At 70.5% G+C, this 23,073-nt stretch carries 22 protein-coding genes; 12 read left to right on the top strand and 10 right to left on the bottom strand.

Going from position 1 to position 23,073, the window contains the following annotated elements:
* Positions 1-24: 24 nt before the first annotated feature.
* From LZ199_RS43315 to LZ199_RS43305, 3 genes are all read right to left on the bottom strand, one after another.
* Positions 25-762, bottom strand: coding sequence for a competence/damage-inducible protein A (locus LZ199_RS43315; RefSeq protein WP_253999693.1), 738 nt, complete (start codon positions 760-762; stop codon positions 25-27).
* A 64-nt stretch (positions 763-826) separates the two neighbouring features.
* Entirely contained in the window at positions 827-1,483 is a 657-nt protein-coding gene (gene tmk, locus LZ199_RS43310; protein ID WP_253999692.1) for a dTMP kinase, read from the bottom strand.
* Entirely contained in the window at positions 1,480-1,818 is a 339-nt protein-coding gene (locus LZ199_RS43305) for a hypothetical protein (protein ID WP_253999691.1), read from the bottom strand. Before LZ199_RS43305 ends, tmk begins: the two co-directional genes overlap by 4 nt.
* A gap of 215 nt (positions 1,819-2,033) precedes the next feature.
* Between LZ199_RS43305 and ribB the strand changes: the two genes are divergently transcribed.
* Positions 2,034-3,188, top strand: coding sequence for a 3,4-dihydroxy-2-butanone-4-phosphate synthase (gene ribB / locus LZ199_RS43300; RefSeq protein ID WP_323390330.1), 1,155 nt, complete (start codon positions 2,034-2,036; stop codon positions 3,186-3,188).
* 60 nt (positions 3,189-3,248) lie between these two features.
* Here the strand turns inward: ribB and thrC are convergent, their stop codons facing one another.
* The 5 genes from thrC to greA form a co-directional block, all read right to left on the bottom strand.
* Positions 3,249-4,586: a threonine synthase gene (gene thrC, locus LZ199_RS43295; protein ID WP_253999689.1), complete on the bottom strand. Its 1,338-nt coding sequence runs from the start codon at positions 4,584-4,586 to the stop codon at positions 3,249-3,251.
* Positions 4,583-5,047 carry a hypothetical protein gene (locus tag LZ199_RS43290; RefSeq protein ID WP_323390324.1) on the bottom strand — a complete coding sequence of 155 codons (465 nt, stop codon included), beginning with the start codon at positions 5,045-5,047 and terminating at the stop codon, positions 4,583-4,585. The genes thrC and LZ199_RS43290 overlap by 4 nt, the downstream gene beginning before the upstream one ends.
* 214 nt (positions 5,048-5,261) lie before the next feature.
* A complete protein-coding gene (locus tag LZ199_RS43285) occupies positions 5,262-5,903 on the bottom strand; it encodes a protein-L-isoaspartate(D-aspartate) O-methyltransferase (protein WP_253999687.1) in 642 nt (213 codons plus the stop codon).
* Between the two features lie 154 nt (positions 5,904-6,057).
* The gene (gene recG / locus LZ199_RS43280) at positions 6,058-8,991 is read right to left on the bottom strand and encodes an ATP-dependent DNA helicase RecG (protein ID WP_253999686.1); all 2,934 of its coding nucleotides are present in this window, start codon (positions 8,989-8,991) and stop codon (positions 6,058-6,060) included.
* A gap of 185 nt (positions 8,992-9,176) precedes the next feature.
* Positions 9,177-9,695, bottom strand: coding sequence for a transcription elongation factor GreA (gene greA, locus LZ199_RS43275; RefSeq protein WP_253999685.1), 519 nt, complete (start codon positions 9,693-9,695; stop codon positions 9,177-9,179).
* A 185-nt stretch (positions 9,696-9,880) separates the two neighbouring features.
* On the opposite strand from greA, the gene LZ199_RS43270 reads away from it, so the two are divergent.
* From LZ199_RS43270 to LZ199_RS43230, 9 genes are all read left to right on the top strand, one after another.
* Positions 9,881-10,411: an FHA domain-containing protein gene (locus tag LZ199_RS43270; protein WP_253999684.1), complete on the top strand. Its 531-nt coding sequence runs from the start codon at positions 9,881-9,883 to the stop codon at positions 10,409-10,411.
* 54 nt (positions 10,412-10,465) lie between these two features.
* On the top strand, positions 10,466-10,882 hold the full coding sequence (locus LZ199_RS43265) for an MGMT family protein (protein WP_253999683.1): 417 nt from the start codon (positions 10,466-10,468) through the stop codon (positions 10,880-10,882).
* A 96-nt stretch (positions 10,883-10,978) separates the two neighbouring features.
* The gene (locus LZ199_RS43260) at positions 10,979-11,521 is read left to right on the top strand and encodes a M15 family metallopeptidase (protein WP_253999682.1); all 543 of its coding nucleotides are present in this window, start codon (positions 10,979-10,981) and stop codon (positions 11,519-11,521) included.
* A 107-nt stretch (positions 11,522-11,628) separates the two neighbouring features.
* A complete protein-coding gene (locus LZ199_RS43255) occupies positions 11,629-12,522 on the top strand; it encodes a TIGR04222 domain-containing membrane protein (RefSeq protein WP_253999681.1) in 894 nt (297 codons plus the stop codon).
* A complete protein-coding gene (locus LZ199_RS43250) occupies positions 12,519-13,364 on the top strand; it encodes a DUF692 domain-containing protein (RefSeq protein ID WP_253999680.1) in 846 nt (281 codons plus the stop codon). The genes LZ199_RS43255 and LZ199_RS43250 overlap by 4 nt, the downstream gene beginning before the upstream one ends.
* On the top strand, positions 13,361-13,849 hold the full coding sequence (locus tag LZ199_RS43245) for a hypothetical protein (RefSeq protein WP_253999679.1): 489 nt from the start codon (positions 13,361-13,363) through the stop codon (positions 13,847-13,849). The genes LZ199_RS43250 and LZ199_RS43245 overlap by 4 nt, the downstream gene beginning before the upstream one ends.
* A gap of 93 nt (positions 13,850-13,942) precedes the next feature.
* Complete coding sequence (locus LZ199_RS43240) at positions 13,943-16,210, top strand: DUF4139 domain-containing protein (protein WP_253999678.1); 2,268 nt, start codon at positions 13,943-13,945, stop codon at positions 16,208-16,210.
* Positions 16,210-17,772, top strand: a complete 1,563-nt coding sequence (locus tag LZ199_RS43235; RefSeq protein WP_253999677.1) for a mucoidy inhibitor MuiA family protein — start codon at positions 16,210-16,212, stop codon at positions 17,770-17,772. The genes LZ199_RS43240 and LZ199_RS43235 overlap by 1 nt, the downstream gene beginning before the upstream one ends.
* 12 nt (positions 17,773-17,784) lie before the next feature.
* A complete protein-coding gene (locus LZ199_RS43230) occupies positions 17,785-18,495 on the top strand; it encodes a hypothetical protein (protein ID WP_253999676.1) in 711 nt (236 codons plus the stop codon).
* Position 18,496: 1 nt separating this feature from the next.
* On the opposite strand, the gene LZ199_RS43225 is transcribed toward LZ199_RS43230, so the two are convergent.
* Entirely contained in the window at positions 18,497-20,725 is a 2,229-nt protein-coding gene (locus LZ199_RS43225) for an MltF family protein (RefSeq protein WP_253999675.1), read from the bottom strand.
* Positions 20,726-20,914: 189 nt separating this feature from the next.
* Here LZ199_RS43225 and LZ199_RS43220 point away from each other — a divergent pair, with 189 nt between their 5' ends.
* Complete coding sequence (locus tag LZ199_RS43220; protein ID WP_253999674.1) at positions 20,915-21,508, top strand: HD domain-containing protein; 594 nt, start codon at positions 20,915-20,917, stop codon at positions 21,506-21,508.
* A 16-nt stretch (positions 21,509-21,524) separates the two neighbouring features.
* On the opposite strand, the gene LZ199_RS43215 is transcribed toward LZ199_RS43220, so the two are convergent.
* The gene (locus tag LZ199_RS43215; RefSeq protein WP_253999673.1) at positions 21,525-22,373 is read right to left on the bottom strand and encodes an MBL fold metallo-hydrolase; all 849 of its coding nucleotides are present in this window, start codon (positions 22,371-22,373) and stop codon (positions 21,525-21,527) included.
* A gap of 376 nt (positions 22,374-22,749) precedes the next feature.
* Between LZ199_RS43215 and LZ199_RS43210 the strand changes: the two genes are divergently transcribed.
* Positions 22,750-23,031: a hypothetical protein gene (locus tag LZ199_RS43210; RefSeq protein WP_253999672.1), complete on the top strand. Its 282-nt coding sequence runs from the start codon at positions 22,750-22,752 to the stop codon at positions 23,029-23,031.
* Positions 23,032-23,073: the final 42 nt, after the last annotated feature.

The following is a 23,073-nucleotide window of genomic DNA, read 5'->3' as shown; positions in this document are numbered from 1 at the left end:
TCCCGGCGCGCGGCGGGAGGGCAGCTACTCCCGCCGCACCACCGCGTCATCGGGAAGCCCGCCGATGATTCGCGCGACGGCGTCCTCCACGGGCGCGCGCTCCGCGGCCTCCACCGTGATCTTCACCCGGAAGTCCTTCTCCGGGTCGAACTCCGGATACGAGCCGATGGCCACGTGCGGCATGCTCAGCGCCACGCTGTCCAACACGGCGGCGATGTCGCTCTCGCCCAGGCGCAGGTAGAGGTTGCTGAGCACCACGGGCGTGCCGCTCAGCCGAGCCAGCACCGTCTCCAGCTGCATCCGGAAGAGCTGGGGCACGCCGGGCAGGAGGAACACGTCCCCCACCGTCAGCACGGGGTACCAGGTGCCCGCCTGCGGCAGCAGCACCGCGCCCTCCGGGGCGTCCGCCAGCCGCATGCCCTCCGGCGTCACCTTGCCCTCGGGCGCTCGCGCCTTGATGAGCGACACCATCTCCGGCAGCCGCACCACGGGCTTGCCCAGGGCCAGCGCCACCGCGCGCACCGTGACGTCATCGTGCGTGGGGCCGATGCCGCCGCTGGTGAACACGTAGCGGGCCCGCTGGCGCGCCCGGCTCATCGCGTCGACGATGGCGTCCACGTCGTCCAGGATGGTCTCCACCGAGCGCAGGACGATGCCTACCTCGCGCAGCCTCTTGATGAGGTGCGGGCCGTTCTGGTCCTGGACCTTGGCCGTCAGGACCTCATTGCCGATGATGATTGCCGCCGCGCCGGTGCGCTCCATAGGAAGGGCGGACTGTAGCGCAACGGCCGGGGAGTCCGCCGCGCGAGATTTCACCAACTGTCCGTCAGCGCTTGCGACCCAACAGCTTGCGAATCTCCACCAGCGACGCCGCCGTCACCGCTTCAATCCCCTGCTCACCGTCGATGTGGACGATGCGCTCCTTCTTCGCGCGGCGGCGGATGGCGGCCAGGTATTGCTTGGCGATGCGCCGCTGGGCCTCGTCCGCCTCGAACAGCTCCGCGGCCCCGCCCCGTGCCGCCCGGCGCTTCGCCGCCACCTCGGGCGCGACGCCCACGAACAGCGTCAGGTCGGGGGACACCGCGTACCCGTTCACCGCCTCCACCCAGGCCATGGGCAGCGACGCCCCCTGGTAGGCCAGCGACGACAGGACGTACCTGTCGCAGAGCACCAGCTTGCCCTCCTCCAGCGCGGGCAGCACCCGGGCCGCGAGGTGGTCCGTCCGGTCCGCCGCGAAGAGCAGCGCCAGCGTCTCCGGCGCCAGCGGGCCCGCGCCATTCGGCAGGCCCAGCCGGCCGGTGAGGGCCTGGCGAATCAGGGTCCCCACCGGGCCATCCGAGGGCTCACGCGTGGTGAGCACCGCGTGCCCCTCCGCGCGCAGGGCGGACGCCAGCCGCTCCACCTGCGTGGTGGTGCCGGCTCCGTCGAGCCCCTCCAGGACGATGAACCGCCCGCGTCGGGCGGACTTGCGGGCCGCGCTCACCGGGGCAGCAGCGCCGCGGGGTCGTCGAGCCGGAGCTGGCTGCGCAGCTCCAGGAGCGTCTGGAAGCGCGTCAGCTCGTCGGCCAGCACGCGCCGCCCCACCACGTAGCGGCGGAGCGCGTAGCCCAGCAGCCCCAGCGACAGCAGCGTCACGCCCCACGCCATCAGCGGGGTGCGCAGGGAGTCATAGAACAGCTTGCCAGCCGCCCCCGCGAACATGAGGGCCGCCAGGGTGGCGACCCCCGTGTGGGCGAAGTGCGTGGTGCTCTGCCGGACGGACAGGCTCTCCTGGAGCTGGTCGAGCTGCGTCCTCAATTCCTGGGTATCGGCGCTCATCACAGAGCCGGGCACCCTACAGCAGCCCGTCTCACGCGTCGAGTCACTCGCCCCCTCGCGTCTCCAACCTTCTGGGTTCCAACCAATTCCAGCGACACGGCAACGGGCAGGCGAGGGAGCCCTCGCGGTTGGCTCATCCGCCCCATCACCCGGGCGCACGGCGTCGGGCAGGTTGGCTTGCCACCCCGGGACGCAGGCGCTACATGCGCCAGGACATGCAGACTCGCGAGCGGACCGAATCCTCCATGAGCCCTGACGACCTCCAGATCTCCTCCATCGAGGACGCCATCCGCGACATCCGCGACGGCAAGTTCGTCATCGTCGCGGACGACGAGGACCGGGAGAACGAGGGCGACCTCATCATGGCGGCGGAGAAGGTCACGCCGGAGCACCTGGCCTTCATGGTGCGCCACACCAGCGGCATCGTCTGCATGCCCATGCTGGCGGACCGGCTGGACGCCCTGCGGCTGCCGCAGATGGTGGCGGACAACAACGAGTCCCACCGCACCGCCTTCACCGTCTCCGTCGACTACCGGCACGGCACCACGACGGGCGTCTCCGCGGCGGACCGCGCGAAGACCATCCTCGCGCTGGCGGACCCGGAGAGCCAGGCGAACGACTTCCTGCGCCCCGGCCACATCTTCCCGCTGCGCTACCGCGACGGCGGCGTGCTGCGCCGCGCGGGCCATACCGAGGCCACCGTGGACCTGTCGCGGCTGGCGGGGCTGGGCTCCTCCGGCATCCTCTGCGAGCTGGTGAAGGACGACGGCACCATGATGCGGATGCCGGACCTCAAGGCCTTCGCCATCCAGCACAAGCTGTCCGTCATCACCATCGCGGACCTCATCGAGTACCGCCGCCGCAAGGACCGGCTGGTGCGCCGCGAGCCCGGCCAGCAGACCGTCACCACCCGCTACGGCGACTTCACGGCGCTCACGTACACGTGGCTGCCCGACGGCGCCAAGTCGCTGGTGCTGGTGAAGGGGGACCCCTCCGCCCGCCCGAGCGCCCTGGTGCGCCTGCACGCCGCCTGCACCCTGGGCGACGTGTTCGGCTCGCCCACCTGCAACTGCAACGTGCTGTTGGACCAGGCGCTCGCGCGCATCGCCCGCGAGGGCACCGGCGTGCTGGTGTACCTGCCCGGCATGCACGGCGGCGACTTCGGCATCAATCACAAGCGCAACACGGACGGCAGCGCCGACCTGCGCACCGGCCCGCACGAGACGCGGGACTTGGGCATGGGCTGCCAGATCCTCAATGACCTGGGCGTGCGCTCGCTCCAGGTGATGACCAACACGGACGTCACCTACCGCGGGCTCGCCGGCTTCGGGCTCACCATCGACAAGCGCGTCCCGCTGCTGGCGGACTGACGCACTTCCGAAGCACCGGGGCTCCCCTGCACGGGAGCCCCGCCTCGCCGGGCCGTCGTCTCAGCCCAGGTCCGACAGGGCCTCGCGCACGGCGTCCAGGTTCGCGGGGAGCTTCACGGGCGGATTCGCGTAGCGGCTGGTGACGTCCGCGAGCGAGCCCCGGTGGTAGCCCACCTTGAAGTCCGCGAACTTCAGCCCGTGCGCGGTGGACACCACCGCCACGCGGGAGCCCTTCGCGATGACGCCCTGGGCCACCAGCTTCTCCAGCGCCGCGAGCGCCACGCCCGTCTGGGGACAGGTGAAGGTGCCCTCCTTGTCCGCGCGCGCGGCGGCGTTGGACAGCTCGGACTCGGTGGCTTCCTCCACCACGCCGTCGAACGCCTTGAGGATTCGCACCGCGCGGCGGAAGGACACCGGGTTGCCAATCTGGATGGCGGACGCCAGCGTGCTTCGCGCCTGCATGGGCTCCAGCTCCTGGAACCCACCGCGGAATGAGCGGGCCAGGGGGTTGGCGCGCTCTGCCTGCCCCACGGCGATGCGCGGGCGGCGGGTGATGAGCCCCAGCTCCAGCATCAGCTCGAAGCCCTTGCCCAGCGCGCTGGCGTTGCCCAGGTTGCCGCCCGGAATCACCACCCAGTCCGGCGGCTCCCAGCCCAGGTCCTGGCACAGCTCCACGGCGACCATCTTCTGCCCCTCGATGCGCAGCGAGTTCATCGAGTTGGCCAGGTACAGCCCCGTGTCCGCCGTCACCGCCTGCACCAGCCGCATGCAGCCGTCGAAGTCGGTGTCGAGCGACAGCACGCGCGCGCCGTTGGCGATGGGCTGCACGAGCTGCGCGAGGGAGACCTTGTCCGCGGGCAGGAACACCACCGCCGGAATCCCCGCCGCCGCGCAGTAGGCGGACAGCGCCGCGGAGGTGTCACCGGTGGACGCGCACGCCACGGCCCTCAGCGGTACGCCCTTGGCCCGCATGTGCTTCACGGCGGAGACGAGGACTGTCATGCCCCAGTCCTTGAAGCTGCCGGTGGGCGACACGCCGCACTCCTTCAAGTCCAGCGCGGCCAGCCCCAGCTCGGACGCCATGCGCGGCAGGGGCTTGAGCGGCACGCGGCCCTCGCCCAGGGAGACGATGTCCTCCACGGGAAGCTGGGGGTACGCCCACTCGCGCTTGCCCCACACCCCCGAGCCATCCGGGAGCCGCGCCGAGCCGAAGCGCGACTCGAAGCGCCTCTTCCACTCCGTCGCGGACACGGCGCGCAGGGCCTCCATGTCGTGACGCACCTCCAGCAGCCCCTGGCAACGCGGGCACCGATAGACGACGTCCAGGAGCGAGGCGCGGAAGTCACAGCCCTCGCTGCACGCGTACTCCGCCCGGAAGCCGGGCTCCCTGGCGCTCATGCCTGCTCCTGGAGCCGGGTGCCGCACTCGGAGCACGCGCGTCCAGCCCGCCCACGGGTATGGCACGAGGGACAGGCCATCCACCCGTCCTCGTCCTGCTGCCCCTTCGCCGCCACAGCGGTCGCCGCCAGACGCGCGCGCGGCAGCCGCATGCCACAGTTGTCGCAGAGCAGCCCCACGGCCTGCACGTTGCGGCAGTAGCGGCAGACGACGGCGCCCACCGGGGCCGCGGTCCTCACGCCGTCATCCTGCGCACGCCCCGTGTCCAGCTCCTGCAGCATCGCCACGGGCATCTCCCCCGTCGGCGCCGAGCGCGTCAGCTCCAGGTCTTGCACCACCTGGGCCGGCAGGTCCGGGCCGCTGCGCAGGCGCGTCCCATCCAGCTCCGGCAGCGGGGGCGCGTCCACCGCGTCGCGACCGCCCGTGTGAGGCGTCAGCTCCAGCTCCGGCAGCCGTGCCACGGGGGGCGTCGCCGCGAGCACGGCGGCGGGGAAACGCTTTCCGCAGACGTCACACTCGGTCCCTTCGGGCTGAACGTGGTCGCAGACCGGGCAGATGATCATTGCGCGACGTTAGCGGGCGGCCCTGCTCGGGGGCAACGCACCTTCACGGCTCCTGACGGCATCCAGGCATTCGGGCGGCCCCGCCTTCCCCCGCGCCGCGTCAAGGTCGACCTCAAGGCACCACGCGAAGGGCGCCTCCCGTCATGGGGACGAAGCGGACGGGGAGCAGGGACTCCACCTGGGCGAGGACGCCTGGCTTTCGGGCCCGGCGGATGAGCAGCAGCTCCTGGGTGCCCCCCGTGGGCCCCACGGGGATGACCATCCGCCCCCCGCGCCGGAGCTGGCCGAGCAACGTGCTGGGGACCTCGTCCGGCGCGGCGGTGACGAGGATGGCATCGAAGGGCGCCTGCTCCGGCCAGCCCTCGTTGCCGTCACCCCGACGGAAGTAGATGTTGTCGAAGCCCAGACGCCGCAGCCGCGCGCGCGCCGAGCGGGCGAGCTCGGGGACGATCTCCACCGTGTACACCTCGCGGCAGAGCAGCGACAGGAGCGCCGTCTGGTAACCCGAGCCGGTGCCAATCTCCAGCACGCGCTCATGGCCCTTGATGCCCAGCGCCTCCGTCATGAGCGCCACGACAAAAGGCTGGCTGATGGTCTGTCCATGGCCGATGGACAGCGGAGTGTCGGCCGCGGCCTCCTCGCGCGTGTCCTCCGACACGAAGTCCTCGCGCGACAGCCGCGCGATTCCCTCCAGCACTCGCCGGTCGCGGATGCCTTGACTCGACAGGTACCGGGCTCGACTTCGATCTCCCATGCTCCAAGCCTAACCACATGAGCGCCCTGGGAAAGGTTTACGCCGCGCGTGGGGCCAAGCCCGTGTTCATCTTGGAGGACCGCGACACTTCACTGAAGACGTCGCGGCCTCCGACGCGGCTGCCCTGCGACCAGGGTGACAGGCGCTGAGCGCCCTACCCCACCCGAGCCAGCGCGAGCCGCCCTTCCCAGCGTTCCTCGAGCGCCTTGACCAGGCTCTGGTGCTCAGGGGACTGCATCTCCGGATCTCTTGCGAGGATGCGCCGGGCCTCCACCTGCGCCATCGACAGGAGGTCTCCGTCCCGCGCGAGGTTCGCCACGGCCAGCTCCGGCAGGCCGCTCTGCCGGGTGCCCATGAACTCGCCGGGCCCGCGAATCTCCAGGTCCCGCTCCGCGATGACGAAGCCGTCGCTGCTCTGCTCCATCACCGCCAGGCGCTCGACGGACTCCATGGAGCGCGCGCTGTTGGCCACCAGGTAGCAGAAGCTGGCCGCCGCGCCACGGCCCACGCGGCCTCGGAGCTGATGGAGCTGCGACAGGCCGAAGCGCTCCGCCGCCTCCACCACCATCACCGAGGCGTTGGGCACGTCCACGCCCACCTCCACCACCGTGGTGCACACGAGGACCTGCAGTCGCTTCTCGCGGAAGTCCTCCATCACCGCGTCCTTCTCCTCGGCCTTCATCCGCCCGTGCAGCAGGCCGACGCTCGCCTGGGGGAACGCCAGTCGCAGCTTCTCCACGCCGCGCGTCGCGTCCTCCAGGTCCAGCTTCTCCGACTCCTCCACCAGCGGATACACGACGTAGGCCTGGTGGCCCTTGGTCAGCTCCGTGGCGATGGCCTCGTAGACGCGGGCGCGCTGCTTGTCGTTGAAGACGCGCGTGTTGATGGGCGTTCGTCCCGGCGGGAGCTGGTCGATGATGGACAGGTCCAGGTCGCCGTACAGCGTCATGGCGAGCGTGCGGGGAATGGGCGTGGCCGTCATCACCAGCACGTCCGGCTTCGGACCCTTGCTCATCAGCGAGTGACGCTGGAGCACGCCGAAGCGGTGCTGCTCGTCGATGACCGCGAGCCCCAGCCGCGCGAAGGCGATGTCCTGCTGGATGAGGGCGTGCGTGCCCACGGCCAGGTGGACGTCACCTCGGGCCACGGCGTCGCGCACCTGCCGCTTCGACTTGGCCGTCCCGGCTGCGCTGAGCAGTCCCACCTGGAAGCCCAGCGGCGCGAGCACCTTGCGGAAGGTGCGCTCGTGCTGCTCGGCCAGGATTTCCGTCGGGGCCATCACCGCGACCTGATAGCCATCCTGGAGCGCGACGAGCGCGGCGACCATCGCCACCGCCGTCTTGCCGCTGCCCACGTCGCCCTGCACCAACCGGTTCATCGGCTCCGCGCGCGCCATGTCCCGGCTCAGCTCCTCCACCACGCGCGCCTGGGCACCGGTGAGCTGGAACGGCAGCGCGGCGCGAGCCTTCTCCAGACGCGGCGCTGACACGTCGAAGGAGATGCCCTCCTCCGCCTTGATGCCCTGGCGCTTGAGGGCCATGCCGAGCTGGAGGAAGAACAGCTCGTCGAACGCGAGCCGGCGATGGGCGGGGCTCTGGTGCGCGTCGAGCGACTCCAGGTCCGCCGCGTCCGGTGGGAAGTGGATGAAGCGCAGCGCCTCTGGGAGGCCCATCAACTCCAGTCGACGGCGCAGGTCCGCGGGCAGCGGGTCTTCCAGCTCGTGCGCGTACTGCTCGCCGACCCGCGCGGCCAGCTCACGGAACGAGCGCTGCTCGCCTCGCTCGAAGCCAGGGTACACGGGGACGATGCGGTTGAAGTGGACCGAAGTGGCGGACTCGATATCCTCCGCCGGTTCGATCTCCGGGTGAGCCATCTCGCGACCATTCATCGTGGCGCGCACCTCGCCGGAGAGGACGATGCGCTTGCCCACGGTGAAGCGACTCTTGAGCCACGGCCCCGCGTGGAAGTACGTCGCTGCGATGCTGCCCGAGCGGTCTCCCACCACGGCGCGGAACATCCGCCGTCCCTGTTTGCCCGGGACGTAGTCCGCGACCTTCACCATGCCCACGGTGACACCGCGCTCGCCGGGCTCCAGTTCGGCGATGGTGCGCAACTGTCGGCGGTCCTCGTAGCAACGCGGCAGCAGGAAGAGGATGTCGCCCATCCGGCGCAGGCCCTTCTTGTCGAGCGCGGAGATGAGCCGAGGCCCCAGACGCTTGCCGAGCGTCTTCAGCGGCGAGGACAGAGGGCCGGAGCGAGGCGCGATGGACAGGAGCTTCGCCTCGGAGCGAGAGGCCTCCGCCGCCACGGCGCGCTTCTTCTTGCGTTGCTCCTTCTTCGCCTTGGCGGGAGGAACGCCGGCCTCCGCACCCGTGTCGAGCGAGGCCTGCTGGGCGCCGCGCCGACCCGGGCGCATCTCACCTCCGGCGGGCTGCGCGTTGCCGGGTCGTGTGAGGCCCATCTCCCGTCCATAGGACCGGGGATTCGCCGTCGGTGGCGCGACACCGGTCGCCGAGCGGGGCGCGGGGGCCTTCCCGTGAGACGTGGACGGCAATGGCTCGTTCGACTTCCACGGAGGAATCTGCACGTAGCCGGGAGGCGGCGCGACAGGTCCGCTCTCCGCGCTCACGCGCGTGCGGCCACGGGTGGCGGGCTCCAACAGACCTTCCTGTCCACGCACGCGTGAGGTGTCGCCGTTGCGCCCTGGCGTTCCGTCCTGTCCGCGCACGGTATCGCCACTGCGCCCTGGCGACGTCGCCGCACCGGGCTCGCGCTTGCCTCCAGCGAAGTCGGAACGAGGCACATCATCCCGCCGCTGCGTCACCTCGTTCCCGGACCCAGCAGCCCTCGACCCCTCGGCCCTCGGCGCGGCCTCGGCGACCCCATCCAGCTCTGGCGGCAGCGCGACCCCACTCCGCTTCAGCGCGCGCACCACGCGCCGAAGCGCGGCCTTGCGTCGCTCGGGCGTGGAGTCGTCCACATAGGGCAGCGCCGCGCGCAGGTCTTGGAGCGCCTCGGCGTCCAGGCCACTGGCTCCCGCCAGGGCGCGCTCCAGGACGGGCGTCAGGCCCTTCACGGTCGCGAGCATGGCGAAGTCGCGCTGGCACGCGTACCGGAGAGGTCCCACAAGGCTGGCGAGCGGATGGTTCACGCGTGAGTCACGTCCATCCATCCTACGGATCGAGGGTGACGTCTCCCAGAAAACGCGACCGGGGAAGCGAGCACAGGCCCGCTCCCCCGTCGGCTTTCTCTCGAGAATGGAACCGCTGACGTTCAGCCCTCGCTGGGCGGGGCCTCGTCCTCGGGGTCTTCGAAGCGAATCTCCTGGACCTCCAACTCGCGCGTCCCACCCGGACTCCGCACCGTGGCGATGTCTCCCTTGCGCTTGCCGATGAGCGCACTGGCCACGGGTGACGTGACAGCGAGCCACCGCTTCTTCAGGTCGGCCTCCAGCTCACCGACGATGCGGTAGGTGACGGGCTTGTCCGTCTCCGTGTCCAGCAGGTCCACGGTCGCCCCGAACACGACCTTGTCGCCGCCCAGCTTGCTGGTGTCGATGACCTCGGCGCGAGCAATCCAGTCGCCGAGGTTCAGGATGCGGCCCTCGATGTGCGACTGCTTCTCCTTCGCCGCGTGGTACTCGGCGTTCTCGCGCAGGTCCCCATGGGCCCGGGCGACCTCGATCTCCCGTGAAATTTTCCCTCGCTCCACGGACTGCAAGTGCTTGAGCTCCGCCTTGAGCTTGCGCAGTCCTGAGGGGGTCATCGGGATGTTGTCGCTCCCGCTCGCCATCGACACAGCTCCTTCCACCACTCCCTGGTTCACTAACGATTGAGGGCCGGCGCTCCTCCCGGAGCCCGGCCCCCACCATGAAGTGCCCAATGTAGGGAACCCGTGACATGCAGGTCAACGAAACCCGTACATGGCCCCTCCGGAGCCGCTGTCCGCCCGAGGGTTGACCCGCTAGTCTGTCCCACGTGCTGTCCGTCCAGGAACTCCGCTCGCTCGCCGCGTCATTGTCCGCCAAGGACTTCGAGCGGCAGCTCGGGCCCTTCGCCCTCATCCAACGCCCTCCTTCGGAAGCCTCGGCGGCGGTGCTCGCACCCACCCGCATGGCGGACCCCGAGGACATCAGCCTCGGCATGATGACGCTCCTGTTCGAATTCGAACACCTGCGAGTCGTCACGCTCCCACCCCTCCACGCGACGGACCACCTGACCATCGGCCGGCGCATGGACTGCGACTTCGTCATCGACGACGCGTCCGTCTCCAAGATGCACGCCGAGCTGCGCTGGAACGACGCCGAGCGCCGCTGCACCGTGCAGGACCTGGGCTCCACCAACGGCACCTTCCTCAACGCCGGCACGCTGGGGACCCGCGAGGCCACGCTGCGCGACGGCGACATCCTCAGCTTCGGCAACGTGCAGTTCTGGTACCTGGAGGCCCTCACGCTGCATGAGCGCCTGCGAGCGGGCGAGGCCACGGGACTGGGCTCGCGCAGCGGTTAGCGCTCGCGTCACCCCGCCGTGGATGGGTAGCTTGAGGCAAGGAGCCCGAACGTCATGACGCAGAACCCGCCGCGCGACGAGCGCGACTTCTACGAGCGCATCTACACGCTCGTCGAGCAGGTGCCCTGGGGCAAGGTGGCCACCTACGGCGATATCGCGACCCTCCTCGGCGAGGAGGGCTGTGACGCCCGCGTCGTCGGCCATGCGCTCGGCGCGATGGGGGCTCGCTCCGCCACCATCCCCTGGCAGCGCATCATCAACCGCACCGGTGGCATCAGCCTGACGGGCCACGGCCAGCGCGAGCTGCTGGAGGCCGAGGGCGTCACGTTCGACGAGAAGGGAAACGCGAAGATGGACGCGCACCATTGGGGCGGGCCGAGCGAGGAGTGGGCCCGCGAGCATGGCTTCAAGACGCTCCCGCGTCCCGTGGACAAGGAAAAGCCGGCCTCCGCGCAGCTCACCCTGTTCTGAGCAGCGACAGCTCCGCCGAGGGCCTGGTTTCCCGCCTGCTTGAATGCGGGAATAGACGCGCGAGAGTCGGGTCCTTCCCCCAGTCCGGATTCCGCCATGTCGCTCGCGCTCTTCCGCTGGAGTTTTCTCCTCGCGTGTCTCCTCTCGACCGTCGCCCTCGCCGGTGAGTCCCGTCCCCGGCGCCAGAAGGAGAAGGCGGCGAAGCTCGTGCGGGTCGAAGGAGGACACCGGCTTCATCGCGACACCGCGACCGCGCTCAAGCGAATGGCCACCGACGCGCTGAAGGACAACGTGGCGCTGCGAGTCACCAGCGGCTACCGCTCCCTGCGCGAGCAACGCTTTCTCTATGACCAGTACCGCCGGGGCCGTGGCAACAAGGCGGCGCGGCCCGGGCGCTCCAACCACCAACGCGGGCTCGCGGTGGACCTGGTCATCGGCGAGCGCACCTCGAAGCGCTACCTCTGGCTGGAAGCCAATGCGTGCCGCTTCGGCTTCCGCCGCACGGTGCCCTCCGAGCCGTGGCATTGGGAGTACCGCCCCAGCAGCACCTTCCCTCCCGTCGTCGGCTTCGACTGCCTGGGCAACCCCACCACGTCAAGAGAGCCCCCAGCCCCCATCGCGCGCACGGACGCGAGCTGACAGACTCGCGGGTGACACCGGGACGTCACGAAGACGTCACGGGCCGCGACTGTTGCCGGCCTCCCCGTGCGTTTCATTGGGGGTGAACCAGCATGGAGGCCGCCGCGATGAATCCCCTGGATATGTCGGGCCCGCAGTTCCTCGAGCTGTTTGTCCCCCTCGCCGTCCTCGCGTTCGCAGTGGGGCTCGCGCTGCGCCTGTACCTGCGCCAGCCCGGAGGCGGCCCCGGTGCGCTGCCCCGGAACCTGGACCCCTACGAAGTCGCCATGCTGTCCGGGCCGAACGCCGTCGTCCACGCGGCCCTGGCGAGGCTGCTCCACGCAGGCTCGATTCGGATGAATGGGGCGCAGCTCGAGGCCACCGGCTCCCGCCAGGCCGATGCCCCCTTCATCGAGCGCGTCATCTACCGCGCCGTCTCGGATGGGTCCGTGACGCCGTCCGAGCTGCTCGAGCGCGCCGAGCCGGCCATCGAGAAGCTCAAGCCCGCGCTCATCCAGCGAGGATGGCTGGTCGACGACACCTCGGCCACACGCGCCCGCTGGGTGCCGCTGCTCCCCTGCTTCGCGGTGCTTCTGCTGGGACTGGCGAAGATCTCCGTGGGACTGGAGCGCGACAGGCCCGTGGGCCTGCTGGTGCTGTCATGCTGCATCATCGGGCTCGGCACCTGCTTCCTCCTCGGCAAGCGGGTCTGGAGCAGCCGCCGGGGAATCGCGGTGCGCTTGACGCTGCGGAGGCAGGAGCAGCCCTTGCGAATCACCGCGGGCAGCGCTTCGTCTCCCGAGGCGCTGAACAGCCACGATGTCGGCATCGCGGTGGCCCTCTTCGGACTGGGCGCGGTGGGCCTGACCGACTTCGAGCTGATGCGCCGACAGGTGGCTCCTTCGAGCTCCTTCGGCGGCGGCGGCGACTCGTCCAGCAGCGGTTGCAGTGGAGGAGATGGGGGCAGCGGCTGCGGTGGCGGCGGAGGGGGTTGCGGGGGCTGCGGTGGAGGTGGTGATTGACGGGCCTGTCGCTCCAGGGCGTGGGCATCGGCTGGCGCAGGGAGCTGGCGCTGTTCATCGACCGGCTGCCGTCCCCCGGCTTCGTGGAGGTCCTCGCCGAGCACCTGCCCGCCTCGGGCGCCGTCCCGGAGCCCCTGCTGCGACTGCGCGAGCGCGGCGTCCCCGTGGTGCTGCATGCCGTCTCTCTGGGCCTGGGTTCGGCGGAGCCGCCCGACCCCCGGCGCCTCGACTGGCTGGCGCGACAGGCGGAGCGCGTGGGCGCGATTTGCATCAGCGAGCACCTCGCGTTCGTCCGCGCGGGAGGGCTCGAGTCAGGCCACCTGCTGCCCCTGCCCCGCTCCGAGGATGCGCTGGATGTGCTCGCGGAGAACGTGCTGCGCGCGCAGGCGGCGCTGCCAGTGCCGCTGGCGCTGGAGAACGTGGCCTCGCTGTTCGAGTGGCCCGACGCAGCATTCTCGGAAGCGGAGCTGCTCGCGGGCGTGCTCTCGCGCACCCAGGCCTCGCTGCTGCTGGACGTGGCCAACCTCCACGCGCACGTGCTCAACCACGACACGGATGCGGACGCGGTGCTGGCCTGTGTGCCGCGCGAGCGACTGGCCTATGTCCACGTGGCGGGCGGCGTGCAGCGCGACGGCCTGTACCACGACACCCATGCGCATCCGCTGCACGCGGGCCCGCTGGCCTTGCTGGAGCTGCTGGCGGAGCGACTCGGGCCGGTGCCGGTGATGCTGGAGCGCGATGACCGCTTCCCCGCCGAGGCGGAGCTGGCCTCGGAGCTCTCCGCGGTGGCGACCGCCCTGGACCGAGGCGCCTCGCGATGGCGCGCGGAGGCCCGACGATGAGCGCGCGCGAGCGATTGGCGCAAGCCCAGGCGGAGCTGGTCCAGGCCCTGGGCGTGGGCGCACCGGTGCCCTCGGGCTTCGACCCGGCCCGTGTGCTCGCGGCGGCTCAATCCCTGATTCACAAGCGCCGGCGCGGTGTCGAGCGCGCGTGGCCTCCGCTCGCCGCGGCGCTGGGCACGGACTTCGCGGTCCGCTTCGAGCACTGGGCACGCACCCACCCCATGGCTGTGGAGCCGGATGCGCTCGCGGACGGCCGTCGCTTCGCGGCATCGCTCCAGCAGGAGGGACGACTTCCCGCCGAGGTGTCCGGGGTCCTGCTGGACTTCGATGCGCGCTGGCGTTTGACCTCGGAGGGAGAGCGCGCACCGCGTCGCGGCGTCTGGCTGGTGGTCCGACGTGACGACACGACGCGGCGACTCCAGGTGGCCCTGCGACTGCCAGGGGGGCGCGTGTGGCGGTGGGTCCCAAAGGTCCGCGCCCCGTGACTCCAGCCCCTCCCGGGAGAACGACACCGCGGGGGCATGATTCTGGAGCCCATCTCGACTAGCCTGCCGCTTCTTCCCGAGCCGAGGGGGCGCATGCTCGTCGTGCCATCCATCCTGGACGCGGTCACCGTTCACGCTGAAGGGGCGCTGTGTACTCGCATCGCCACCCTGCAGCTCGTGGAGGACCGCGTTCCCACCGAAATCCAGCTCAACGGTCTCCCACTGTCGCTGCGCCCAGGCACGCTCCGGGCCGCCATACGACAAGGGCCTCCCGGGCTCGTCGTCCGCGCCATCCGGCCGACTTTCGACGTCCAGCTCCCGCCCGAGGTCGATGTCCCTGGCGAGCACCGGGCCCTGGAGGAAGCCCTCGCGCGCGTCGCTGACGTGGCGGCACGGTTGGAGGGCGTTCAACGCGAGCTCCAGGCCATCAGCAAGCTCAAGCCCACGTTCCCTCCGCAGAAGAAGGACAGCTACGTGCCTCACGAGGCCCCGCTGTCCGCGCTGCTGGCGCTGACGTCCTTCGTGGACGCGGAGCTGGGCGCCCTGAACGCGCGGCGGCTGGAGTTGGAGCAGGAGCACCGCGACGCGGAGGCCGACGTCCGGCTGCGGCGGCAGCGCCTGCATGAGGCGTCGTCGTCCGTGCGAGGAGAGCGGGCCCGCGTGTATCGCGCCGCCGTGCTCACGCTGTCCGGCAACCCGTGGCCCCGCGAGACTCCGGCGGTGCTCACCCTGGAGTACGCCGTCCCGGGCGCGCGCTGGGTGCCGACCTATGACCTGCGCCTGCCCCGGACGCTGGAGGAAGGCACGCTGCGGATGCGCGCCTCCATCATCCAGCGCACGGGCGAGGACTGGACCGGCGTGAAGCTCGCGGTGTCCACGGCCGCGCTGGACCGCAAGGCCGAGGTCCCCGAGCTGAAGGCGCTGCGCATCGGCCGCCGACAGCCCCCGCCGCCTCGCTCCGGCTGGCGCGAGCCGCCTCCGGGCCTGGACGAGCTCTTCGCCGGCTACGACACGCTCCGGCAGCCCCTCATCCCCCAGGCGCCTGGCTCCGGCTACCACCAGGGGTCGCCCGACGTGGAGTTGCTTGCGGAGCCGATGGAACAACTGGAGAGGAACAAGGAGGCCGCCCCCAAGGGGGGACGCGCGCTCGCGAAGCCCATGGCTCAGAAGAGGCGCTCCGTGGGCAGCGCGGGCTCGGCTCCCTCGGTCTCCGCGCCGCCTCCTCCTCCAGCGGCCGCGCCCCGACCCGCGGCCGCCCCCCGAGGAGGGTCCTCTCCGACCGGAGAGTATGAAGTGGTGAGTCGCTCGCGCGGCTCGATGGCCCCTCCCGCGATGGATGACGAGTCCGAGGAGATGGCGCCCCAAGAGGAGGAAGGAGGCTACGGAGGCGCGTACGCCGACCTGGACGGGAGCCTGGGTGGAGGCGGAGGCGCGCCGCAGGACCGCCCGAGCGCACTGCCCCGGATGGAGCCCTCGGACGCGCTGCTCGACTATGACCGCCTGGCGCTGACACCCGCGGACGACCTGGACGGACGCGGCCGGCTGCGCCCTCGCCCCTCTCATGTCACGCGCGAGATTCTCGCGCTTTCGGCCGTGCAGATTCACGTCAACGTCCTCTCGTTCGTCGCCGTGAGCGAGCAGGAGGTCAACAGCCTCTGGCGTGTCCCGACGCCCACGTGGACGGTGCCGCCGCGCGAGTCCGCGATGCACTTCGATGCGCGCTTCGACCTGGAGACGCGCGCGGACGTGCCCTCGGACGCGGCATGGCACACGCTGCCGGTGCTGTCCGTTCCGGTGGGCCTGTCCGCCGAGTACGTCATCGTGCCCTCGGTGGAGGCGCGCGCGTTCCGCACGGTGCGGGTGGAGAATCGCACGCCCTATCCGCTGCTCGCGGGCCCAGTGGACGTCACGCTGGGCGATGAGTTCCTGATGACGTCGCCGCTGCCCACCATGCCCCCGGGCTCCACCCAGCGACTGGGCCTGGGCGTGGAGGAGTCCATCAAGGTCGCGCGTAACACGCGCTTCGACGAAGCCACCGGCGGCATCTTCGGTGGCTCGACCATGCTGACCCACCATGTCTCGGTGGAGCTGGCCAACCGGATGTCCAACCGGATTCTCGTCGAGGTGTGCGAGCGCGTGCCGGCTGTCCCCTCGGGGTTCGAGAAGGACATCAAGGTGGAGGAGACGGAGGTCGCGCCGGTCTGGCAGAAACGCACCCCCTTGCCAGGAGAAGTCCCGGTGGAGGGCGAGCGCGCGTGGCGCGTGGTGCTCCAGCCGGGTGAGGCGCAGACGCTCAAGGCGACGTGGACCGTGAAGATTCCCGCCAGCAAGATGCTCGGCGGGGGAAACCGGAGGACCTGATGAGCACGCCCCTCACCCTGCCGGTGGTCAAGGTCACGGTCCTGGAAGATCGCGCGCTCGTCGAGCGCCGAGGTGAAGTCCCGCTGGTGCCCGGAGCCCAGCGGCTGGTCATCGCGGGGCTGTCCCCGCTGGCGGTGGACCGCTCGCTGCAAGCGAAGCTGGCCGGAGGCACCGTGTCCCAGGCGCGCGTCCGGCGCGCGAAGAAGCCCCAGCCTCCCGAAGCCCGCCGCGAGCACGCCACCGAGCTGGGGCGACGCGTGGCGAATCTGGAGACACAGGAGCGGCAGGCCCGCGCGGACCGCGAGCGGCTGAGCACGCGACACGGGCTGCTCACCACCGCGCACGCGGACGTGTACCGCGCCATCTCCGAGCAGGCCGGTGGCGGCAACGCACGGGCCGAGGAATGGAAACAGCAGCTCGACACCGTGCGCCGGGAGCTGGACGTCGCGGAAGAGGCCGTGCGCCGTGCGCTGCGGGAAGAGCAGCGCCTGCACCAGCAGCTCGAGGAGGCCCGGCGCGCGCTGTCAGGGACGCAGCAGTCGGAGGCGAAGCTCGACGTCCACGCCGAGCTGGAGGTGGGCCACCCCGCGGGCGGCACGGCGCTGTTGTCCATCACCTACCTGGTGCCCTGCGCGGCCTGGCGTCCGGCCTATCGCGCGACCCTGGAGCCGACGACAGCCGGCGCGGCTCCGACGGTGCGGCTGGAGTGCGAGGCGGTGGTGTGGCAGCGCACGGAGGAGGACTGGAAGGACGTGGAGCTGGCGTTCTCCACCGCGCGCCCCACGCTGGGGGCCACGCCTCCCCGGCTGGAGACGGACTGGCTCTTCCTGCGGGACAAGACGGAGCGCGAGAGGCAGGTCGTGGAGGTGGCCATCCGCGAGGAGGTCATCCAGACGACGGGCGAAGGCGCGGCGGCGAAGCGTGAGGACGGACTGCCGGGCATGGACGATGGCGGCGAGGCGTTGACGCTCGCGGCGGCCCATCGCACCACGGTGCCCTCGGACGGTGAGCCGCACCGCGTGCCCATGTTCCACTTCACCGCGCCCGCGGCGTCCGAGCTGCTGGTGTGTCCGGAGCTGTCGCCGCTGGTGCATCGCGTGGCCCGGTTCGACAACGTGGGCCCGGCGGTACTGCTCGCGGGTCCGGTGGACCTGGTGCGGGCCAGTGGCTATGTGGGCCGCTCGCAGCTGCGCTTCACGGGCAAGGGCGAGCGCGTGCGGCTGGGCTTCGGCAGCGAGGACTCGCTCCGGGTGGCTCGGCAGACGGACCTCCAGGAGGAGACGAGCCGCCTGTCGGGACGCAAGGTGAAGACGCACCACGTGAAGATGTTCCTCTCCAACATGAGCGCCCACCCCGCGACGGTGGCGCTGGAGGAGCGGATTCCGGTGTCCGAGGTGGAGACGGTGGAGGTGACGCTCCTGAAGGACGCCACGAAGCCCGCGCCCACGCGGGTCAGTTCAGAAGGCATCGCACGCTTCGAGCTGACGGCGCCGCCGCGTTCCCAGCAGGAGCTGACCTTGGTCTATACGGTGAGCAGCGCCTCGAAGGTCGCGGGGCTGTAGAGGAGGTTCGTCATGCGCACGCTGTTCGGCATCGGCATGTTGCTCACCCTGGGCCCGGCCTTCGCGGCCGGGGCCTCCGCCCCGCCAGAGGCCGAGTCAGGCATGGCGCAGCGGCCTCCGCAGGTCTCGGTGGAGTTCGGGGGCTCGTTGGGGCGGATGCGGCACCCGACGGCGTACATGCTCGACTGGCGGAACGAGACGAGCATGCTGGGTGCTCGCGCCAGTTCGACGCGCCTGTCGGGCGGGCTGCACTTCAACATGGTGAGGAGCTCGGGCCGGAGCGACTGGTGGTGGACCAACGGGGTGGACTGGTACCTGACGGGGGATGAGCTGCAGGTCCTGTCGGTGCGGCCGGGATTCGAGAAGCGCTTCACGCTGACGGGCAAGTTGCTGCTGGGCCTCAACCTCTACGGCGCCGCGTCCGAGGTCAGCCTCGCCTCCGGGCGGATGTTCGCGACGGTGCCTCCCGACGGAACGGCGAATCCGGACCCTGACTCGGCGTTCTTTCAGCGGCGCGTCCGCAAATGGACCTTCGGAGGGGGCGGCTCGGCGGCGCTCCACTACCAGCTCAGCCGCTGGGTCCACACCCGGGTCAACGTCGGCTACACGCAGTACGTGAAGCAGGCCAAGAGCTTCGGCATGGTGGCGGACACGGCCCCCGACACGTTCTCCGTGTCCCTCAGCGGCCCCTGGGCCGCCGCGTACGTGGGCGTCGACCTCTGAGTCAGTGCTGCACGACGGCGACGTAGTTGCCGTAGCGCGTCTGGATTTCAGAGACGTACTTCACGGGCTCGGAGCCTCGGCAGTAGCCGTGTCGCGCGCGGCGGTAGTGCTGGGGCTTCTCCAGGAGCAGCATCGCCTTCTCCACGTTGCCGAACCAGCGGTTGGGGTCCAACCCCTGCTCCTGCGCCAGCCGCCGAGCGTCCAGCACGTGGCCGAGCCCCGCGTTGTAGGAGGCCAGCGCGAAGCGCAGTCGCTGCTTGAAGGGAATCTCCGGGGCGATTCGCCCGATGAGCTGGTGCATGTACTTCACCCCCGCGTGGATGCCCTGCTCCGGGTCCTCCAGCTTCCGGAAACCCAGCTCCTTGCCCGTGCCGGGCATCACCTGGAAGAGCCCCTGCGCGCCGACCCAGCTCTGGGCCCGTGGATCGAACCGGCTCTCCTGGAACATCTGCGCCACCATCAGCCGCCAGTCCAGGCCGTAGCGCTGTGAGTAGGACTGCACCAGCACGTCATAGGGTGAGATGGCACCGGTGAGCACCGCCTCTTCCGTCGTCGCGGGCGCCTGGCTCCGGTGGCCCTCGAAGTAGCGACGGCGGGCCAGGTTGTACTCGGTGCCCCGGTAGACCTTCTTCACGAAGCCGTCGAGGAAGGCGCGCAGCTTCACGCTCTGCGGGCGCACGGCGAAGGCGATGCCGTACTGGCCCTCGGGGCTTGCGCGAGGGCCCTCCCCTGGCACCGTCAACGCGGCCTCCACGTCATCGCGGTACACGCGCTCCGCGGCGAGGATGTGGCTGTCCGTCACGGTGTGGAGAATCTCTCCGCGCGCCACCTGGTCGATGAGGGTCTCCGCGTCCTGGTCCTCGGGTGCCTCTACGACTGAGAAGCCGTGCACGGCCGACGCGGCCTGGAGCGTGGCGAAGTGGCTGGACGAGCGCCGGACGTGGACCGACTGGCCCTTCAAGTCCTTCACGGACGCGAGCTTGGGTGCGCCCACGCGCTGCACGATGACTTCATCCACGAAGAGATAGGGGCGACTGAAGGCCACCTCGCGCTGCCGCTCCGGCGTGACGGTGAACGCAGCGGCAATCACATCTCCCCTGCCCTCCTTCAGCCACGTCACGAGCTCGTCGTACGAAGGAGGCACCACCACCTCCAGCCGCACCTTGAGGGCCTGGGCGGCGAGCTTCGCCATCTCGTAATCGAAGCCGGCCTGCTCTCCTCGGTGGAGGTAGTAGGTGACGGGACTGTTGCGCGTGAGGACGCGCAGCACGCCCCGCTTGCGGATGGCGTCGAGGTCCCCTGTGAACAGCTGCTCGCGGTGGTCGGTGAGCGCGCGCTCCACGAGGAAGGCATCCAGGGCTCCACGCAGCGCGGGGTTCTCCGGGCGCACGGCCCACGCGAGGGCGCGCTTCTCCGCGATGGTGAAGAGGGCCTCCACGTCCGGGTTGTAGGTCTGGATGGCGGCGAGCAGGTGACTGTCCACGACGGTGAGCGGGACTTCACCTCGGGACACCTTCCAGGCCAGCTCCTCGGAGTCGATGCTCTCGGGCACGGGCTCGAGGGTGAGACCGGGAGCCTTCTCCTTCGCGAGCGCGGCGAGCGACGCGGCGAAGGTGGAGCTGGCGCGCACGTGCACGGTGCGCGCAGCGAGGTCCTCCGGCTTGCGTGGCAGTCCCGTGGTGCCCCGCTTGCCTACGACGACTTCGTTCACCAGGGCCAGGGGACGGGTGAAGGCCAGCTCGGTGGAGCGCTCCGGCGTCACGGTCAGGTCCGCGGCGATGACGTCTCCGCGTCCTTCTCGCAATGAGGGGATGAGTTGGTCGAAGCGCTCCACGGCGATGAACTCGGCGGTCAGCGAGTGCTTCGCGGCGAAGCGCTCCAGCATCGCGCGGTCCTGTGAGCGGGGCGTACCCTGACGCGGCAGGAAGTCTTCGTCGGTGCCTTCCACGAGGATGCGGAGGACACCGCGCTTGCGCAGCGCGGGGAGGTCTCCGGTGAAGGGAGGCTCGGGAGGCTTCACGGGCTCGGCGGCGACCTGGGCCACCTCGGCGGGGAGCGGCAGGGCCTGCTCGGGGAAGGGAGGGTCCTCCGGCTCCACGGCGGCGACAGGCGGGGGCGGCGCTGGCGGCGGAGCGGGAGGCTCCTGCTTGCAAGCGAGGACACTCACGAGCAGCGCGGCGACGAGCACACCTCGCGACACACCGTGGGACTGACGAGCCGAAGACTTCATGGGTGCTTCCCCCTCCTCAGGACCGTGCCCGACGTCGCGGACCTGGCCCCTCGCCCTCCGTCTAGCCGAGGTGAGGGGTGAAATCACGCGCCCCTCCGAAATGCGCACCGAGAGGGACGTTGGAGGCCCGGCGGGCCCACCAGGAGTACGGGAGCCCGAGGGGCGCCTGGGTGTAGCGTGGCGGGACGCATGAAGACGAAGAGCTCGCCACCCATCGCCCTGCTCGGAGGGCGCAAGACGCTCCCCCTCATCGAGACGTACTTCGAGCTGAACCACCTGAAGCAGCTCTTCCGCCAGGGGTGGTTGCGGGTGGGGATTTCACAGGAGCGGTGCGAGAGCGTGGCCGAGCACTCGCTGTTCGTCGCGCTGCTCTCGCTGTTCATCGTGGACAGTCACTTCCCGGAAGCAGACGCGGGACGGGCGATGCGAATCGCGCTGTTGCATGACCTGGGCGAGGCGTACGTGGGCGACCTCACGCCGCATGACGGGGTGGGACGCGAGGACAAGCACGCGATGGAGCGCCGAGCGATGGAGCAGCTCGTGGGCAAGCTGCCGCGTGGCGCGGAGTACCTGGCGCTGTGGGACGAGTACGAGCAGGGCAGTTCGTTCGAAGGGCGGCTGGTGCGTCAGGTGGACCGCCTGGAGATGGGCCTCCAGGCGTGCGTCTACGAGTACCAGGGGGCTGGAGACCTCTCGGAGTTCTTCGCGTCGGTGGCGAAGGCGCTGGAGGCACCGGAGCTGCGCGCGGTGCTCGCGGAGCTGGAGGCACTGAGGCCCGACTGAGTCGGTGGCGCGAGGTTCAGCCGAACCAGCGACCGGACTCGGGGGCGAAGATGCGGACGCGCTCGGCGAGCGTGGATGGGAGGCGCTCGCGAATCAGGGCGTGCACTTCCTGCGGACCGAGGGACTGGCTGAAGTGCATGAGGACGAGGGCTTCGTTGTGGAAGCGGTCGGCCTGGGCGATGAGCTCGTCGAGGTGGAGGTGGGCGCGGTCTCTGGCGTCCTGCACGGGGCGCTTGGGGTCGACGAAGGTGGCCTCGAGGATGAGGACGCGCGAGTCGAACAGGGACGGCTCGGTCTCCAGCACGCGAGCGAGTGTGTCGGTGGCGTAGGCCAGCTCCAGGTGGTCGACCTCCGTGAGGAGATTCTCACCGGCCTTGCGGCGCTGGGCGATCTCCTGGGGCGGCAGGCCGAGGAACTCGGGGCGCAGCTTGGAGACGCGGCGGATGAACTGGTAGCCGAGCGAAGGGACGGGATGGTGCGTGCGGAAGGCGCGGACGTGAAGGCCCTGCCCGAGCGGCTGGATATCCCCGGGGAGCATGGGGACGGTCTGCACGTCCATGGCCGTGTGATGGAGGCGGGTGAGGACGCCGAGGGCCTCGTGGACGGGGGCCTCGATTTCGGCGGGGAGGTAGACCGTGGGGGCGCCCTTGCCCAGGAGGCGACGGATGCCGAGCAACGAGCCGAGCCCGCTGGCGTGGTCGGGGTGGGCGTGGCTGAGGAAGATGCGGTCACTGCCGGCGAAGGAGCGGATGGGGATGCCCGCGTCGAGCACCACGTCCAGCTCGGGGACCTGGAGGGAGGTGTAGACGCCGCCGACGGAGATGCCTCGGACGGTATAGGGGCCTGCCTGGACCTCGGTGAGCATCGCCGTGCTTATGGCGTGACTGGGGCCCTGGTCGCAACCCACCGTGGGGTACGGGTGGCATCCGCGTCATGATGCGCGCGGAACGAGGACCGAGCATGGAACGCATCTGGCGACGGTTGTGGGTGATGGGATGGACGGTGTTCCTCGCGGCCTGCGCGGGGGCACCCGAGCGCGCATCGACGGGGCGCTACGAGTTCGACTCGGGCTCCAATGGTTGCCGACACAGACCAGAGCTGTGCGTACGCGCCGCAGGGGAGGAAGCCGTCATTCCCACTGTCCGACCACTTCAAGCCATGGCGTCCGCCACGCGGACCGCCGCCGCCGCGCTTCGTGATGCCCCAGCGTCGCGAGTCCTTCCGCGCTGGGGAGTCCTGCCATGAGTAACCACTACCCGCGGATTCGCCTCACGTATGTTGAACTCCTTCTGGTGCGCGAAGGGTTGAGCCTCGTGTTCTTCATGGACCGCCCTCACCAGGAAGTCGCTCAAGCGGTCATCGCGGCAATGGAGGCGTATCTGCAAGCAATCGGTCCCACCGCTATCGGGAGATATGCCAGCGAGGACGGCGAGTGGATCGTAAGCGTTCAGGGGGGATGGGCGGCTGCAGAAGGAGCAGGCCAGCAGCCGGCGGGAGGCTTGTCGCTCGCTGACGCGGCGTGAGGCATGGGACACGACACGTCGTGGCAAAGGTCGACCCCAAGG

This window comes from Myxococcus qinghaiensis, from assembly GCF_024198215.1.
Lineage (GTDB): Bacteria > Myxococcota > Myxococcia > Myxococcales > Myxococcaceae > Myxococcus > Myxococcus qinghaiensis.
This window is presented reverse-complemented; position numbering and strand designations above follow the sequence as displayed.

Bases quoted from the DNA above. Each gene is read 5' to 3' on its own strand.
- LZ199_RS43315 (WP_253999693.1), bottom strand. From the start codon at position 762: ATGGAGCGCACCGGCGCGGCGGCAATCATCATCGGCAATGAGGTCCTG.
- LZ199_RS43305 (WP_253999691.1), bottom strand. From the start codon at position 1,818: ATGAGCGCCGATACCCAGGAATTGAGGACGCAGCTCGACCAGCTCCAG.
- ribB (WP_323390330.1), top strand. From the start codon at position 2,034: ATGCAGACTCGCGAGCGGACCGAATCCTCCATGAGCCCTGACGACCTC.
- thrC (WP_253999689.1), bottom strand. From the start codon at position 4,586: ATGAGCGCCAGGGAGCCCGGCTTCCGGGCGGAGTACGCGTGCAGCGAG.
- LZ199_RS43285 (WP_253999687.1), bottom strand. From the start codon at position 5,903: ATGGGAGATCGAAGTCGAGCCCGGTACCTGTCGAGTCAAGGCATCCGC.
- recG (WP_253999686.1), bottom strand. From the start codon at position 8,991: ATGCTCGCGACCGTGAAGGGCCTGACGCCCGTCCTGGAGCGCGCCCTG.
- greA (WP_253999685.1), bottom strand. From the start codon at position 9,695: ATGGCGAGCGGGAGCGACAACATCCCGATGACCCCCTCAGGACTGCGC.
- LZ199_RS43265 (WP_253999683.1), top strand. From the start codon at position 10,466: ATGACGCAGAACCCGCCGCGCGACGAGCGCGACTTCTACGAGCGCATC.
- LZ199_RS43260 (WP_253999682.1), top strand. From the start codon at position 10,979: ATGTCGCTCGCGCTCTTCCGCTGGAGTTTTCTCCTCGCGTGTCTCCTC.
- LZ199_RS43255 (WP_253999681.1), top strand. From the start codon at position 11,629: ATGAATCCCCTGGATATGTCGGGCCCGCAGTTCCTCGAGCTGTTTGTC.
- LZ199_RS43245 (WP_253999679.1), top strand. From the start codon at position 13,361: ATGAGCGCGCGCGAGCGATTGGCGCAAGCCCAGGCGGAGCTGGTCCAG.
- LZ199_RS43240 (WP_253999678.1), top strand. From the start codon at position 13,943: ATGCTCGTCGTGCCATCCATCCTGGACGCGGTCACCGTTCACGCTGAA.
- LZ199_RS43235 (WP_253999677.1), top strand. From the start codon at position 16,210: ATGAGCACGCCCCTCACCCTGCCGGTGGTCAAGGTCACGGTCCTGGAA.
- LZ199_RS43230 (WP_253999676.1), top strand. From the start codon at position 17,785: ATGCGCACGCTGTTCGGCATCGGCATGTTGCTCACCCTGGGCCCGGCC.
- LZ199_RS43225 (WP_253999675.1), bottom strand. From the start codon at position 20,725: ATGAAGTCTTCGGCTCGTCAGTCCCACGGTGTGTCGCGAGGTGTGCTC.
- LZ199_RS43220 (WP_253999674.1), top strand. From the start codon at position 20,915: ATGAAGACGAAGAGCTCGCCACCCATCGCCCTGCTCGGAGGGCGCAAG.
- LZ199_RS43215 (WP_253999673.1), bottom strand. From the start codon at position 22,373: ATGCTCACCGAGGTCCAGGCAGGCCCCTATACCGTCCGAGGCATCTCC.
- LZ199_RS43210 (WP_253999672.1), top strand. From the start codon at position 22,750: ATGAGTAACCACTACCCGCGGATTCGCCTCACGTATGTTGAACTCCTT.